Annotated in this window: 12 protein-coding genes; 6 read left to right on the top strand and 6 right to left on the bottom strand. The window is 70.7% G+C overall.

Going from position 1 to position 14,899, the window contains the following annotated elements:
* Positions 1–28: 28 nt before the first annotated feature.
* Positions 29–1,384 carry an MFS transporter gene (locus tag ABZ823_RS20650; RefSeq protein ID WP_361662062.1) on the bottom strand — a complete coding sequence of 452 codons (1,356 nt, stop codon included), beginning with the start codon at positions 1,382–1,384 and terminating at the stop codon, positions 29–31.
* A gap of 150 nt (positions 1,385–1,534) precedes the next feature.
* Here ABZ823_RS20650 and ABZ823_RS20645 point away from each other — a divergent pair, with 150 nt between their 5' ends.
* Entirely contained in the window at positions 1,535–2,221 is a 687-nt protein-coding gene (locus ABZ823_RS20645) for a DUF2848 domain-containing protein (RefSeq protein ID WP_361662059.1), read from the top strand.
* A gap of 74 nt (positions 2,222–2,295) precedes the next feature.
* On the opposite strand, the gene ABZ823_RS20640 is transcribed toward ABZ823_RS20645, so the two are convergent.
* Complete coding sequence (locus ABZ823_RS20640) at positions 2,296–2,718, bottom strand: secondary thiamine-phosphate synthase enzyme YjbQ (RefSeq protein ID WP_361662056.1); 423 nt, start codon at positions 2,716–2,718, stop codon at positions 2,296–2,298.
* A gap of 296 nt (positions 2,719–3,014) precedes the next feature.
* Here ABZ823_RS20640 and ABZ823_RS20635 point away from each other — a divergent pair, with 296 nt between their 5' ends.
* On the top strand, positions 3,015–4,100 hold the full coding sequence (locus tag ABZ823_RS20635) for an NAD(P)-binding domain-containing protein (RefSeq protein WP_361662053.1): 1,086 nt from the start codon (positions 3,015–3,017) through the stop codon (positions 4,098–4,100).
* A gap of 20 nt (positions 4,101–4,120) precedes the next feature.
* On the opposite strand, the gene mltG is transcribed toward ABZ823_RS20635, so the two are convergent.
* Positions 4,121–5,002, bottom strand: a complete 882-nt coding sequence (mltG, locus tag ABZ823_RS20630; protein ID WP_361662050.1) for an endolytic transglycosylase MltG — start codon at positions 5,000–5,002, stop codon at positions 4,121–4,123.
* 43 nt (positions 5,003–5,045) lie between these two features.
* Positions 5,046–6,848, bottom strand: coding sequence for an ABC transporter ATP-binding protein (locus ABZ823_RS20625; RefSeq protein WP_361662048.1), 1,803 nt, complete (start codon positions 6,846–6,848; stop codon positions 5,046–5,048).
* A gap of 140 nt (positions 6,849–6,988) precedes the next feature.
* On the opposite strand from ABZ823_RS20625, the gene ABZ823_RS20620 reads away from it, so the two are divergent.
* Complete coding sequence (locus ABZ823_RS20620) at positions 6,989–7,459, top strand: MarR family transcriptional regulator (protein ID WP_361662045.1); 471 nt, start codon at positions 6,989–6,991, stop codon at positions 7,457–7,459.
* A 90-nt stretch (positions 7,460–7,549) separates the two neighbouring features.
* On the opposite strand, the gene ABZ823_RS20615 is transcribed toward ABZ823_RS20620, so the two are convergent.
* Complete coding sequence (locus tag ABZ823_RS20615) at positions 7,550–9,157, bottom strand: peptide-N4-asparagine amidase (RefSeq protein WP_361662042.1); 1,608 nt, start codon at positions 9,155–9,157, stop codon at positions 7,550–7,552.
* A gap of 174 nt (positions 9,158–9,331) precedes the next feature.
* On the opposite strand from ABZ823_RS20615, the gene ABZ823_RS20610 reads away from it, so the two are divergent.
* Entirely contained in the window at positions 9,332–9,901 is a 570-nt protein-coding gene (locus ABZ823_RS20610) for a DinB family protein (RefSeq protein ID WP_361662039.1), read from the top strand.
* Between the two features lie 131 nt (positions 9,902–10,032).
* Here the strand turns inward: ABZ823_RS20610 and ABZ823_RS20605 are convergent, their stop codons facing one another.
* Positions 10,033–10,734: a L,D-transpeptidase family protein gene (locus tag ABZ823_RS20605; RefSeq protein WP_361662219.1), complete on the bottom strand. Its 702-nt coding sequence runs from the start codon at positions 10,732–10,734 to the stop codon at positions 10,033–10,035.
* Between the two features lie 468 nt (positions 10,735–11,202).
* On the opposite strand from ABZ823_RS20605, the gene ABZ823_RS20600 reads away from it, so the two are divergent.
* Positions 11,203–13,008, top strand: a complete 1,806-nt coding sequence (locus ABZ823_RS20600; RefSeq protein ID WP_361662036.1) for an ABC transporter ATP-binding protein — start codon at positions 11,203–11,205, stop codon at positions 13,006–13,008.
* Positions 13,005–14,786, top strand: coding sequence for an ABC transporter ATP-binding protein (locus tag ABZ823_RS20595; protein WP_361662033.1), 1,782 nt, complete (start codon positions 13,005–13,007; stop codon positions 14,784–14,786). Before ABZ823_RS20600 ends, ABZ823_RS20595 begins: the two co-directional genes overlap by 4 nt.
* The last annotated feature ends 113 nt before the right edge of the window (positions 14,787–14,899 follow it).

The raw sequence follows: 14,899 nt of genomic DNA, 5'->3' as shown, positions 1-14,899 counted from the left end.
TTTCGGTGAGGGGCGCGCGGTGCCGGCGTCACTGGAAGGGGGTGGCGGGCTCGGCCTCCGGGGCAGCCGCCTGCCATGTCTCCTCGCGCTCGGCGTGCGCGGCATCCCTGCCCAGGCACAGGCCCACGAGAGTCACCACCGCGGTGGCGGCGATGTACAGCGCGAGGGGCACCCAACTGTCGTAGGAGCCCAGCAGGGACGTGAACAGCAGCGGGGCCACCGCGCCGCCGATGAGTCCGGCGAGGGTGTAGGCCAGCGACGAACCCGTGTAGCGCAGCCGAGGCGAGAACTGCTCTGCCACGAAGGCCGCCTGGGGCCCGTACATGAAGGAGTGGATGGCCAGTCCGACCACGACGCCGAGCGCCAGCGGGAGCCAGCCGCCGTCGGCCGTCAGGAAGAAGACGAACGGCCACACGCCCGCGGCGACGGCGGAACAGCCGTACAGCAGACGTCGGTTGACCCGGTCGGACAGGGCTCCGGCCAGCGGGATCAGGAAGACCTGGAGTGAGGAGCCGACGAGTACGGCCGTCAGGGCAGAGCCGCGTGACATGCCGAGCCGGTCGGTGGCGTAGGTGAGGACGAAGACGGTGAACATCGCGTACAGGACGTCGGGGGCGACCCTGCTGAGGATCGCGGCGGCCAGGGCCCGGCGCTGGGTGGTGAGCACCTCGCGAATCGGCGCCTCGGGGCGGCTCTGCTCGGCCTCCATCGCCTTGAAGACCGGGGTCTCCTCCAGTTTCGCCCTGATCCACAGGCCGAAGGCGACCAGCACTCCGGACAGCAGGAAGGCCACCCGCCAGCCCCAGGCCAGGAACTGGTCCTCCGTCAGCAGCGCGCCGAGGGCGGCCAGGACACCATTGGCCAGGAGGTTGCCCGCGGGCGGGCCGACCTGGGCGGCGGAGGCGTAGAAGCCGCGGCGGCGCGGATCGCCGAACTCGCTGGACAACAGGACGGCGCCGCCCCACTCGCCGCCGACACCGACGCCCTGCGCGAAGCGAAGCACGACCAGGGCGGCGGGGGCGGCGACACCGGCGGTGGCGTATGCGGGGAGCACACCGATAAGGACGGTGGCGGCCCCGATGAGGACCAGCGTGGCGATGAGCACCTTCTTGCGGCCGATCACGTCGCCGAGCCGGCCGAAGAGAAAGCCGCCGAGCGGGCGGGAGACATAGCCGACCGCGTAGGTCGAGAACGCCAGGAGGGTTCCGGTGAGGGGGTCCTTGGAGGGGAAGAAGAGGTCACCGAAGACCAGTGCCGCGGCGGCGGAGTAGACGGCGAAGTCGTACCACTCGAGAGCGGTGCCGGTGAGGCTCGCGAAGAACGCGCGGCGGATGCCGGAGCGGTCGGCGGGCGGCTCGCTCTCGCCGTGCTGGGTGCCTTGCATGGTTCCCTTCCTTGCGTCGGGGAGGACGTTTCCTTGCGTCGGGGAGGAGGTCAGCCATCGCCCTTCCGGCATACTTCTTGTATACAGGTCGTATGCGCAACCCCTGCGCCGGAAGTCGACTGTCCGAAACCCGTACCTCTGGGAGTGCCCATGGCCGTGCTGACCTTCGAACTGCCCGACGGAACCACCCACGATGTCGAGGTGGTGCACCTGCTCAACGCCGGGTACGCCGGGCGCAGCCAGGACGACGTCGCCGCCCATGTCGCGGAACTCGCCGAGCTCGGTGTGCCCGCCCCGACCGTGACTCCGGCGCTGTACCCCGTCTCGCCCTACCTCGCCCAGCAGACGGACCGTGTCGCCGCCCAGCACCCGCGCACCTCCGGCGAGGCCGAGTGGGCCCTGGTCGTCGCGGCGGACGGGGAGCTGCTGCTCACCGCGGCCTGCGACCACACCGACCGCGCCCTCGAAGCGCACGGCGTGGCCTGGAGCAAGAACGCGGGACCGGACGTGCTCGCCCGGCGCGCCTGGCGCCTGACCGATGTGGAGTCACGCATCGACGAACTCACCCTGTGCGCCTGGGTCACCCACGACGGGACGGAGACCGAGATCCAGCACGGCACCCTGGCCGAACTCCTCACTCCGGGCTACTGGGCGGACGTACTGCGCTCGCGCGGCTGCCTGACGCCCGGCACCGTACTCGTCTCGGGGACGATCCCCATGGCCGACGGGGTGAACCAGTTCGCGGACGGCTGGCGCGTGGAGCTGGGCGATCCGGCCACGGGCGACGTCATCCGCCTCGCTTATGACGTGGTGCCGATGCCCGAGCCCATCGGCTGACGCGGTGGCGCTCCTCCTCACCCCAGGGGCACTCGGTGGGGCGGAAACCGACGCTACCTTCTCCTCATCGGGCATCAGCCCAGGAAGCTCAGCCGCACCTGACGGTTGGGATTGTCCCTGTTTGTGTCCACCAGACACACCGACTGCCAGGTCCCGAGTTCGAGGCGGCCGCCGACGACCGGCAGGGTCGCGTGGGGCGGGACGAAGGCCGGGACGACATGGTCGCGACCGTGGCCGGGGCTGCCGTGGCGGTGCTGCCAGCGGTCGTCGGCCGGGAGCAGCGTATGCAGCGCGGCGAGGAGGTCGTCGTCGCTGCCGGAGCCGGTCTCGATGATCGCCACTCCGGCGGTGGCGTGCGGTACGAAGACGTTCAGAAGGCCGTCGCGGCCTGCCGCCGCCTCGCGCAGGAAGGCCTCGCAGTCCCGGGTGAGATCGACGACCGCCTCCCCGGAACCGGAGGTGACGTTGAGGACGCGGGTGCTGAAGACATCGGACATGTCTTCATCCTGACCCGTGTCACCGGGTCCACACCCGGCCGATCGTCCGTCCGGTGGTACCCGGTGCCATTCCACGAGACAGCGTTGACGGCGCACGGCCCACGGTAAGGACGGTACTGAAGCTCATCCCGCGCAGGGTGGAGTTCGCCGACTTCACGGACACCCGGGGGACGGCCGGCACGGGCCGCGTCGCCCTGTCAGGCGGCTCGGCCTGGTCGGGAGGCACGCCGCTGTTCGTGGCGGGCGCGCGCTGAGCGCCCGGGAAGATGCCCGGCCCCGGCGCGGTTGGTGCAACCGTGAACAACAGCGAAGTGCACGAAGTCGAGGTGGTCGTCATAGGCGCTGGTCAGGCCGGACTGTCCAGCGCCTATCACCTGCGGCGTGCCGGTTTCGAGCCGGACCGCGACTTCGTCGTGCTCGACCACGCTCCCGGTCCGGGCGGCGCCTGGCAGTTCCGCTGGCCCTCACTGACGTTCGGCAAGGTCCACGGGATGCACGCGCTGCCCGGCATGGAGCTGACGGACGCGGATCCGGGACGGCCGTCGTCCGAGGTCGTCAGCGAGTACTTCGACCGCTATGAGCACACCTTCGACCTGCGCGTACGGCGGCCGGTCGACGTCTGGGCCGTGGGCGAGGGCACGGGCGGGCGGCTGCTTGTCGAGACGTCTGCCGGGACCTGGGCGCCGCGGGCGCTGATCAACGCGACGGGTACCTGGGACCGGCCCTTCTGGCCGCGCTACCCCGGCCAGGAGACCTTCCGGGGCCGGCAGTTGCACACGGCCCAGTACCCCGGTCCGCAGGAGTTCTCGGGACAGCGGGTGGTCGTCGTCGGTGGGGGCGCGTCCGGTACCCAGCATCTGATGGAGATCGCCCCCCGTGCCGCCGCGACCACCTGGGTGACCCGGCGTCCCCCGGTGTTCCGGGAGGGGCCGTTCACCGAGGAGGTGGGGCGGGCGGCGGTCGCGCTCGTGGAGGAGCGGGTGCGGCAGGGCCTGCCGCCGCGGAGTGTGGTGTCGGTGACCGGGCTGCCGCTCAACGACGCGGTCCGGCAGGCGATCGCAGACGGGATCCTGGACCGGCAGCCTGTGTTCGACCGGATCGTGCCGGACGGCGTGGAGTGGAACGGCGGGCGCCATGTGGACGCCGATGTGATCCTGTGGGCGACCGGCTTCCGGGCGGCGATCGACCATCTCGCCCCGCTGCGGCTGCGCGAGCCGGGCGGCGGGATCCGGGTCGAGGGCACGCGCGCGGTCTCCGACCCGCGGATCCACCTGGTCGGATACGGGCCGTCGGCCAGCACGATCGGTGCCAACCGGGCCGGACGCGCGGCCGTGCGTGACATCAGGCGACTGCTGGCAGGAGAGGCGGCCGTCGTGGCCTGAGGGAGCGGAGGCGGCGGTCGTCACCGCTGGCCGCTTCCGCCGCCCGCTCCGGCGTCGTACGGTCCGCGAGGCCTCTGCCGCGCGGCGCGCAGCCGGTTGAATTCGGCGACGTTCCGCTGCTGCTCCTCGTAGCTCGCCGTGAACCGCGTGTCGCCCGGCTTGACCGTGACGAAGTACAGCCAGTTGCCCGGTGCCGGATTGAGGGTCGCGCGCATCGCGTCCTCACCGGGATTGGAGATCGGCGTCGGCGGCAGGCCCATGCTCCGGTACGAGTTGTAGGGGCTGTTGATCTTCGTGTCTCTCACGGTGGTCTTCAGCGTGGAGCGTTTCAGCGCGTAGTTGAGGGTGGAGTCCATCTGCAACGGCATGCCCCGCTCCAGGCGGTTGAAGACCACCCGGGCCACCTTGGCCATGTCGGCCTTGGTCGCCGCCTCGGCCTGCACGATGCTGGCGATGGTGACGGCCTGGTAGCCGGTCAGGGCGTGGCGCTGGGCGCCGGCGGTGATCGTGCCGCCGCCGAACCTCTTGTTCGCGGTCTCGACCATGTGCCGCAGCACGGACTGCGGGGTCGCCCGCTCGGGGAGGGGATACGAGGCCGGGAAGAGGTACCCCTCGGGGTTGCCCCGGGCGTCTCGCGGCAGCTTGAGGTGAGCCTTGGACAGGGACTTCCGCGTCGAACCCGGCGGCAGCCGCAGGGCCTTGTCCACAGCTGCGTATACCTGGCCCGCGCGCCAGCCCTCCGGGATCACGAGGCCGACGTGCGGGGCCTTTCCGTCGCTGAGCGGCGTCACCAGCGGCACCGTCACGGCGGTGGCCGCCACGGCGAAACCGGCCGCGACGAGGGCGGCCCGGCTCCGACGCGTCAGTCCGGTCTGCTTGCGTGGCGGAGAGGTCGTCTGCATGGGCGCACAGTAACCCGCCAACCGTCAAAAACCTGGCATATCGTCATCTTGTCGGCTCCAGTCGGGCGTCCCGCCGGAGGAGGTCCGCATACCGGCCGTCGAGTTCCAACAGCTCCTCGTGCGTGCCCCGTTCGACCGTGCGCCCGGAGTCGAGGACCACGATCTGGTCGGCCCCCCGGATGGTGGACAGCCGGTGAGCGATGGTGAGCGTCGTCCGGTTGGCCGAGAGGGCGTCGATGGCTTCCTGGACCGCGTGCTCGGTACGGGTGTCGAGCGCGCTGGTTGCCTCGTCGAGAATGAGGACCGGCGGATCGCGCAGAATGGTGCGGGCGATGGCGAGCCGCTGCTTCTCGCCGCCCGAGAAGCGGTGTCCGCGCTCACCGACGATCGTGTCGTACCCGTCGGGCAGTGCCGCGATGTGGTCGTGGATCTGGGCCGCCTTCGCCGCCGCGTACAGCTCCTGGTCGGTCGCGTCCGGCTTCGCGAAGCGCAGGTTGTCGGCGACCGAGGCGTGGAAGAGGTACGTCTCCTGGGAGACGACGCCGACCGCGCGGGCGAGCGTGTCGAAGTCCAGGTCCCGGACGTCGACTCCGTCGAGGGTGACCCTCCCGCCCGTCACGTCGTACAGCCGCGGCACCAGATAGCTGAGCGTGGACTTCCCGGAACCGGTGGGGCCGACGACGGCGAGGCTGGTGCCCGCCGGGACGGTGATGTCGATGTCCTTGAGGATCGGGCCGCTCTTGTCGTCGTAGTGGAACTCGACGTCCTCGAAGCGGATCTCACCCTTGATCCGGTCGAGACCGACCGGCTCGTCGGGCTCGGTGATGTCGATGGGCAGGTCGAGGTACTCGAAGATGCGCTGGAAGAGCGCGAGCGAGGTCTGGATCTGCACGCCGGTGGACAGCAGGCTGACGGTCGGGCGGAACAGGCCCTGCTGGAGCGAGACGAACGCGACCAGCGTGCCGATCGAGATGGAGGGACCGCCGAGCTGGAGTGCCATGCCTGCGGTCCAGTAGATGACGGCCGGCATGGCGGCCATGACGATGGTGATCACGGCCATGCGCCAGCGGCCCGCCATGTTCGACTTCACCTCGAGGTCGACCAGGCTCTCGGACTCGCCGGCGAAGGACTTGGTGAGCGAGTCGGCGCGGCCCATGGTGCGGCCGAGCAGGATACCGCTGACGGAGAGCGACTCGGTGACGGTGGCGGCCATGGCGGCCATCTGCTTCTGGCGCTGGGTGGCGATCTTCTTGCGTTCGTTGCCGACGCGTCGGCTGATCCAGACGAACAGCGGCAGCAGAAGCAGTGAGACGACGGTGAGCCGCCAGTCGAGGGCCACCATCGCGACGATGGTCGCGACCACGCTGGTGAGATTGGAGACCAGGGAGGTCGCGGTGGAGGTGACGGTCGCCTGCATGCCGCCGATGTCGTTGGCGATGCGGGACTGGACCTCGCCCGTGCGGGTGCGAGTGAAGAAGGCGAGCGACATGCGCTGAAGCCGGCCGTAGACGGCGGTGCGCAGGTCGTGCATGACGCGCTGGCCGACCGTGGTGGAGATGAGGGTCTGCAGCACGCCGAAGACGCTGGTGACGACGGCGCTCAGGATCATGCCGAGGGCGAGCAGGCTCAGCAGTCCGGTCCGGCCCTGCGGAATCGCGACGTCCAGGGTCTCCTTGAGCAGGAACGGTGTGGCGACCGAGACCAGCGACGAGGCGCCGACCAGCAGGCCCACCACGGCGAGCCGACCGGTGTACGGCTTGAAGAGTCTGAGGATGCGGCGCACCTGCCGCGGCTGTTCGGACGAGTTGCCGAAGGACGGCGTCCAGGCGGGTTGATCGGGATGCATGGGCTCCTACGGAGGTCGGGCAGCGCTCGGGGATGCGACGACGCTGCGGGCTGGTGGCGGTGATCAGGAACGCTCGTTCACGGATCCTAGCTCATTGTTACCTATACTCACAATGAACGGCGCCCTGATATTGTTCCCGTATGACCCTCGCCGACCCTGACGGCCTGCTCGCCGAGCAACTGCTGCGGCTCACCCGCCGCGTCCACCGCATCCAGAAACGCCATCTGGAGCGGTCCGATCTGGGTATCACTCCGGCCCAGTCCCGGCTGCTGCGCACGCTCGCCCACTTCGGCTCGCCGCCGCGCATGGCGGACCTGGCCGAGCGTCTGGAAGTGGTACCGCGGGCGGTGACCACACTGGTCGACGGCCTGGAGGCGAGCGGCAGGGTGCGCCGGGTGCCCGACCCCAGCAACCGGCGGGTGATCCGGATCGAGGTCACGGACAAGGGCAGAGAGGCGCTGCGCGCACTGCGAGGCGCGCGCAGATCCGCGGCCGAGGAGATCCTGGCTCCCCTGACGGGCGATCAGCGCAAGGTGCTCGGAGGTCTGCTCAACACGCTGATCGACGGCGGCGAGGCTCCCTTCGCCCCCGGAGGGGAGCATCGCTGCTGACCGTCCACGCAGACGCCTGAAGCTCCGGCGGCGCATGCCACGGGCGGTGCCCCCGCTCCGTACCGCCGAAAGCGGGAGCACCGGACTCCCTCAGCAGCCGTCGCGGTCCTCGGTGAGCATGCCCTGAACCGTCGTCAGCCGGCGGTCGTAGCAGCCCTGCGAGCCGTACAGCCGGTAGCGCTCGCTCGTCGTGCCGACCGCGTGCCGCTGGTCACGCGGCACATCGGCCGTGTAGGTGGCATCACCGGTGTAGGTGTCGTCGAGCCGGGACCACGCGCCGCGCCGGCCGTCCCGGGTCTCGACGACCGCGGCCCGGTCCCCGAGCGTCAGGACGGTACGCAGCCGGCCGTTCGCACCAAGGGTCGTGGTGCCCTCCATCGTGTACGCACGGTCGGTGCGCGTCACACGGGCCGGGCCGGGTCCGTCGACGGTGACCGCCTGGTCGTCCGTCCAGATGGCGTCGAGACTGTCCCGGTTCTCCCCGTCGGTCCAGCGGTGCACGGAGGTGTTCGCCACCGTCCGGCTGACCGTGGTGGTCACCCGGCCGTGCGAGGTGTCGACGTATCCCGCGACCGTGAGCCGGTGACCGCCCTCTGTATCCAGCCGGTGCTCCGTGCCCGGGGTGTAGACCGGTGAGCCGGCGGGCTCGCCCGCCTGGTGCGCGGTGAGCTTCCCCGTGACGCGGGCGCTCTTCGCGTCCTGCCAGACCAGGACGTTCACGGGCGTGCTCCAGCCGGTCTGCCCGGCGGGCACGCCCGCGACAGAGACCTCGATTCGGTGCGGTCGGCCGTCGTCGAGTATCCCGGCGAAAGGCGTGAGGTCATAGGTGATCGGCTTGATGTCGAAGGCACGCGGCCCCGGGATCACGTACCAGAGGAAGGGGTTGGACCAGCCTCCGGTCCACACGGTCGGGAACGGCGCCGCGATACCGGCGAGCCGGCCGTCGACCGTGATCTGCACCTCCCGGTAGTGGCCGCCCGCCGCCTTGCAGGAGTACGGCGCCGAATCGGGCACGGTGAGGTACCAGTACTCCTCGCAGCCACCGCCCGAGCCGGTGGCGTAGACCTCGGCGACGAGGCGTTCGCTGTTGGGGGGCGTGGTCAGCGTGCCGTCCTTGAGGGTGAGGACACGGTCGGGGGTGCGGGCGGAGCCGCCCGTGTAGAACGTCAGCGTCACCTTGACGTCGATGACTCCTGTGTAGGTGTCGTCGACGACGTTCCCGATGAGCATCTCCACGTCACGGTTCTGCCGGAACGTCTCGCTGTAACGGGTGACGTCCTTCTCGACGGACCACTGGACGCCGTCCGGTGACGGCTCCGGCGTGGACGTGCGAAAGATCTCGACCCCGCCGACGTGCAGATAGCCGAGGCGGTCGAACTGCCGTCCTCCGACCTTGCCGTCGAGGCGCAGCACGACCTTGCTCCAGCGGTCGCCGCACGCGCTCGGCGGGGTGTACGCGCCCCGGTACGGAGTGAAGTCACGGAACTGCGCCTCGGCGAGGGTGACCTCGCAGGACCGGGAGTCCGGCCGCGAGACCGGCGGGGCCGCGGTCAGCGGGTCGTGCCAGTCGGTGCCGAACTCGGAGGGCGGGACCACAGCGGCCGAGGGAGTGGCGGCCGAGACGGGGCCCGCTCCGAGGAGGAGACTCACCGCCAGCGCCAGTGCGGTGAGCATGGACATGATTATCCGACTTCTCATATCCAGTGTCTCTACGGGGAGTCGACGCGGCCCGCAATGAGTACTCCGGACCACCAGTACCGGACTGGCCTGCTGGACGGCCTCGTCGCGGAGACCGGCACCTCGTCCTGCTGCCGCCATGGCGTCACCTAGAAGCGAGAACTCGGTGGCGAACTCGGGCCGTTACAGGCGAACATGCAACGCATGAGTGGCCAACCCGCGCGATGGAGCCAGGCGACCGTCTACCCCGACATGTGGGCCGATCCGGACGACGACCCCCGCAACAGCAAAGGTCCCAGTCCGGACGGCGAGCTTGCGACGCTGCAGGACTTTCTGACGAACTACCGCATGACCCTGCGGATGAAGTGCGAGGGCCTGGACGCGGCGCAACTGGCCCGTCGGTCGGTTCCGCCGTCGACGATGTCGCTGCTCGGCCTGGTTCGGCACCTCGCCGAGGTGGAACGGGACTGGCGCGGCTGGATCAGCGACGGTGACCCGCTGCCGAAGCTGTACGGCGAGGGTGGCGCGGACTTCGACGGAGCTGTCGGCGAGCAGGCCGTGGTCGACGCTGCGTACTTCGATCTGGAGCGTGAGCAGGCCGCGACCGACGCCGCACTGGCCGAGCACCCCGACCTGGGCGAGCGTGTGGGGAAGGACAGGATCTCAGTTCGGGAGCTGATGGTGCACAGGATCGAAGAGTATGCCCGTCACTGCGGGCACGCCGACCTGTTGCGCGAGCGCATCGACGGAAGGGTGGGCCAGTGACGAGAAACCGGAGCTCACACCCGGCCCCACCAGACGGCATCTGCCCAGCCAGGGCGGCGTGACGGCCGTTGGAGCGATCACCGCACCGTCGTCACCGACACCCGCTTGCCGCCTTCTGCCGAACAGCCCACCTAGGCCTTCAGGACCTCCCTGTTCCCCATCACCACCACGGGATACTGATCCGGGTCGAGCGTCCGCAGCAGGTACTCCATACCGGCCTCGGGCAAGGTGACACACGCCGACGTACCGTCACCGTGGTCCAGGTGCAGCCAGATGCCGCCACCCTTTTCATCACCGTTGGGCCGGGTCGGGTCGTTCGGCGGAGTGCCCCTGACCCGGTTGTAGTCGACGGCGATGACGTAGTCGAAGTCGTGCCGGTGCGCCTCGCCCCAGGCCTTCGGCACTTCATAGGACTTGCCCTGGTCGTACGGAAGCAGGGTGCCCGGGTCGTCGAGGACCCCACCGGCGTCGCTGAGTGTGAAGACGCCCACGGGGGTGCGCAGATCGCCTTCATGGTGATCCACCGTCCAGCCCTCCCTGCCGTTGTGTCCCCGCCACCGCCCCGCCTTCTTCCAGGCGTCGTCTTCGTCCTTCTCATAGAGCACGATGGTGGAGTCCGGCGAGTCCTCGCCGTCCCCGTAGACCGCCAGAACCTGGCGCGACGTCTCGGGGATGAGCTGGTGCAGCCGGTTGCCGACGCCCGGGACGCGCCACGGTTCGGCCATGGGAGTGGACTTCGTCGGGGGGCTCGGATCCGACGGGTCCTGCGGCGTACGCCCGGCGGTTCCCGCGTCCGACGACGGCGCGGCTCCCCCGGGAGCTCCCGGCTCCACTGACGGCGCGGCTTGCCCCGCAGACCCCGGATCCGCCGACGGCGCGGCTTGCCCGCTGCGCCCCGGCTCCGCCGTGGGGGCGGACGCTCTGCCGGCACTGCTTCCCGGGCCGCCGCCCTTCACTCCGTGGCCGCCCGTCTCCCAACCGCCGCACGCCGACAGGGACATCACCAGTACGCCGCAGGCCGCCGCCACGGCTGTCGTACGCACCGCACCGCACACCTCACCCGTACCCATGCGACATATAGTCACATTATCTTCCTAATAAGTGTGTTCCCGTCCCCGCTTTTCACCCGCCTGCCGCACGGACCGGATCTCGCCGTCTGAGCCCGAAAACCGTTTGCCTTCACCCACCCTCCGACGCGACCCTGTCACCGCTTGTTACGGACCGGCGTTGACGTGGGGGACATGCGCCGGCCCGTGCACCGCAGCCCCCGTCCATGCCCTGACACGAGCCACTGGGACGCCATGCAGATTCAAGACCTTCCGTATCCGGACCCAGGGGTGCCGGACGCCCGCTCGGGTCCCCGATTCCTGTGGTGGCTCGGCCGGAACCAACTGGGCGGACAGCTCAAGTCCCTCGCCTGGGGGCTGCTGCACTTCCTGTCCGTCTCCGGAATGCCGTTCTGCGTCGGTCTCGCCGTCCAGTCTGTCGTCGAACGCTCGGGCGTCCGGCTCGCGATGACCGGAGGGCTGCTCCTGCTGTGCGGCGCGGGCATCGCGCTGGGCGACACCATGCTGCACCGCACCGCGGTCACCAACTGGATCACCGCCGCGGCACGGGTCCAGCAGCTTCTGGCCCGCCGGACCGCCGAGCTCGGCGCCACCCTGACCCGACGCGTCGCGGCCGGTGAGGTCGTCGCCGTGTCCACGGGCGACGTCGAGAAGATCGGCTGGTTCGTGGAGGCCCTCTCCCGCTTCACCGCGGCGGCGCTCACCGTCGTGGCCGTCTGCGTCGGGCTCGTCGTGTACCAGCCCGCGCTCGGTGTCGTCGTGGCCGTGGGCATGCCGGTACTGGCGCTCGCCGTGCTGCCGCTGCTGCCCCGGGCGACCCGCCGGGCCGACACCCAGCGCGAGAAGGCGGGCCGGGCCACCGAACTGGCCTCGGACACCGTCGCGGGCCTCAGGGTGCTGCGAGGCATCGGCGGCGAGGAACTGTTCCTGGAGCGCTACCGCAGGGCCTCCCAGGAGGTCCGGACCGCGGCCGTGCGAAGCGCGCGCATGTGGTCGCTGATCTCGGCTATCCAGGTACTGCTCCCGGGACTGCTGATGATCACGGTCGTCTGGCGCGGTGTACAGCTGGCACACGAGGGCCGGATCGCCGTGGGTGAGCTGGTCACCGTGTACAGCGCCGTCATGCTGCTCACCTACCCCCTGCGGCATTTCGAGGAGATCGCCATGGCGTACTCCTTCTCACAGCCCTCCGCCCGGCGTGCGGCCCGGGTGCTGTCGCTGGAGCGCGCCACGGAAGTGGGCGGTTCCCACGAGGCCGGCGTGCCGGACGGGGACCTGTACGACCCGCGGACCGGGCTGCTCGCGCCCGCGGGGCGGCTCACGGCCGTGGTCTGCGGCGACCCGGACGCGGCGGGCGTGCTGGCCGAACGGCTCGGCGGACACCCCGCGGAGAAAACGGAAGGAGTCTCGGTGCTCCTGGGCGGTGTGCCGTTGGACGAGCTGCCGCTCGACTCCGCCCGGACCGCGGTCCTCGTCCAGGACAAGGACCCGGTGCTGTTGTCGGGCTCCCTGCGGGAACTCTTCGATGTGCCGGCCTCGGGCGCGGTCGACGCCCGGGAGGCGCTCGCCGCCGCGCAGTGCGGAGATGTCCTGGACGCACTCGTGCAGGGGTCACCGGCCGCCGAGGACCCGATGGACGCGCGAATCACCGAGCGCGGCCGGTCGCTGTCCGGCGGCCAGCGCCAGAGGCTCGCCCTGGCCCGGTCGCTGATCACCGACCCGCGGGTTCTCGTCCTGGACGAGCCGACGTCGGCCGTCGACTCGCACACGGAGGCGCGGATCGCCGAGGGGGTCCGGAGGCTGCGGACAGGCCGTACGACGGTCGTGTTCACCTCGTCGCCGCTGCTCCTGGACCGTGCGGACCGCGTCGTGCTGGTGCAGGAGGGCCAGGTCGCGGCGGTCGGTCTGCACCGTGACCTGGTGCACAGCGAGCCCCGCTACCGCGCGGTCGTGACCCGGGAGACAGACGCCGAGGCCGCCGCGCACGGCGACGTCCTGGCGGAACTGGAAGAGCTGGAAGGGATCGAGGAGAGCGCATGATCGGTGTGGCGCCACCGGCGTACGACCCGGCGGCTCCGACGGCGGCGACCACGCTGCCCGTCGGCGCCCCCACGACCGTACGCGCCTATGTGGCCGAACTGTTCCGCCGGCACCGCCGGGCCTTCCTGCTCCTGATCGCTGTCAACACGGTCTCCGTCGTCGCGTCGATGGCGGGCCCGTATCTGCTCGGCGCTCTCGTGGAACGCCTGTCGGACGGCGCGCGGGAACTCCACCTGGAGCGCACCGCCGCGCTCTTCGTCCTCGCCCTGGTGATCCAGGCCGTGTTCGTACGGCTGGTACGGCTCCACGGGGCCGTTCTCGGTGAGCGGATGCTCGCCGATCTGCGTGAGGACTTCCTGGTGCGCGCGGTGGGGCTGCCGCCGGGTGTCCTGGAGCGGGCCGGAACCGGCGATCTGCTGTCCCGGATCACCACCGACATCGACCGGCTGGCCAACGCGATGCGCGAGGCCGTGCCGCAACTGGCCATCGGTGTGGTGTGGGCGGCGCTGCTCCTCGGCGGCCTGACCGTGACGGCTCCCCCGCTCGCCCCGGCCGTGCTCGTCGCGGTGCCCCTGCTGGTGGTCGGCTGCCGCTGGTACTTCAGGCGTGCCCCCTCCGCCTACCGCTCCGAGGCCGCCGGGTACGCCGCCGTGGCCGCCGTTCTCGCCGAGACCGTGGAGGCGGGGCGCACCGTGGAGGCCCACCGGCTCGGCACCCGGCGGATCGAACTGTCGAACCGGCGGACCAGGGAGTGGACCGCCTGGGAGCGGTACACCCTGTGGCTGCGGTCTGTGCTGTTTCCCGTCGTCAGCGTGACGCATGTGACGGTCTTGTGCTCGGTCCTGATGATCGGCGGGGTGTTCGTCCTTCAGAGCTGGATCGGCATCGGCCAGCTGACGACGGGCGCGCTCATCGCGCAGATGCTCGTCGACCCGGTCGGCCTGATCCTTCGCTGGTACGACGAGCTCCAGGTCGCCCAGGTTTCGCTGGCCAGGCTGGTCGGGGTGCGCGACATCGAACCGGAGGCGGGCGATGCGTCGGTGGCCCCCGACGGGCGCGACGTCGAGGCCGACGAGGTGCGCTTCGGCTATCTCCAGGGCGTCGACGTACTGCACCGCGTCTCCCTGGAGGTCGCGCCCGGTACCCGGCTCGCGCTGGTAGGCCCCTCCGGCGCGGGCAAGTCCACGCTGGGCCGGCTGCTGGCCGGAATCTACGCGCCCCGGGAGGGCCGGATCACCCTTGGCGGCGCCGAACTGTCCAGGATGCCGGCGGAGCGGGTGCGCGCACATGTGGCCCTCGTGAACCAGGAGCACCACGTCTTCGTGGGCTCCCTACGCGACAATCTGCTGCTGGCGCGCACGCACGCCGTCGACGCCGAGCTGTGGGCCGCGCTGGGCGCGGTGGACGCGGACGGCTGGGCACGTGCACTGGAAGACGGTCTGGACGCCGAGGTGGGCTCGGGCGGTGTGGCACTCACCCCGGCACAGGCCCAGCAGATCGCGCTGGCCCGCCTGGTGCTCGCCGACCCTCACACTCTGGTCCTGGACGAGGCGACCTCTCTCTTGGACCCGCGCGCGGCTCGCCACCTGGAGCGCTCCCTGGCCCGTGTCCTGGACGGCCGCACGGTCGTCGCGATCGCCCACCGGCTGCACACGGCTCACGACGCCGACATGATCGCTGTCGTAGAGGACGGACGGATCAGCGAGCTGGGCAGCCACGACGATCTAGTCGCCGCGGACGGGGCATACGCGGCGCTGTGGCGGTCCTGGCACAGCTGATCCGGCCCACCGCACCGCGTGGGAGGCGCACCGGGTGCCGGTCGGGCACGACCGGCCGTCCCGCGCTGTCTTCCACGCCCCTGGCCGCCGTGTCGCCCCTGCCGTTGCGCGGT

This window comes from Streptomyces sp. NPDC047079 (assembly GCF_040643755.1).
Classification (GTDB): domain Bacteria; phylum Actinomycetota; class Actinomycetes; order Streptomycetales; family Streptomycetaceae; genus Streptomyces.
Note: the sequence above shows the minus strand (reverse complement) of the source record. Positions and strands in the feature narration are given on the sequence as shown.

What these genes read in the sequence shown, in the direction of transcription:
- ABZ823_RS20650 (WP_361662062.1), bottom strand. Translation starts at nt 1,384, where the DNA reads ATGCAAGGCACCCAGCACGGCGAGAGCGAGCCGCCCGCCGACCGCTCC.
- ABZ823_RS20645 (WP_361662059.1), top strand. Translation starts at nt 1,535, where the DNA reads ATGGCCGTGCTGACCTTCGAACTGCCCGACGGAACCACCCACGATGTC.
- ABZ823_RS20640 (WP_361662056.1), bottom strand. Translation starts at nt 2,718, where the DNA reads ATGTCCGATGTCTTCAGCACCCGCGTCCTCAACGTCACCTCCGGTTCC.
- mltG (WP_361662050.1), bottom strand. Translation starts at nt 5,002, where the DNA reads ATGCAGACGACCTCTCCGCCACGCAAGCAGACCGGACTGACGCGTCGG.
- ABZ823_RS20625 (WP_361662048.1), bottom strand. Translation starts at nt 6,848, where the DNA reads ATGCATCCCGATCAACCCGCCTGGACGCCGTCCTTCGGCAACTCGTCC.
- ABZ823_RS20620 (WP_361662045.1), top strand. Translation starts at nt 6,989, where the DNA reads ATGACCCTCGCCGACCCTGACGGCCTGCTCGCCGAGCAACTGCTGCGG.
- ABZ823_RS20615 (WP_361662042.1), bottom strand. Translation starts at nt 9,157, where the DNA reads ATGAGAAGTCGGATAATCATGTCCATGCTCACCGCACTGGCGCTGGCG.
- ABZ823_RS20610 (WP_361662039.1), top strand. Translation starts at nt 9,332, where the DNA reads ATGCAACGCATGAGTGGCCAACCCGCGCGATGGAGCCAGGCGACCGTC.
- ABZ823_RS20600 (WP_361662036.1), top strand. Translation starts at nt 11,203, where the DNA reads ATGCAGATTCAAGACCTTCCGTATCCGGACCCAGGGGTGCCGGACGCC.
- ABZ823_RS20595 (WP_361662033.1), top strand. Translation starts at nt 13,005, where the DNA reads ATGATCGGTGTGGCGCCACCGGCGTACGACCCGGCGGCTCCGACGGCG.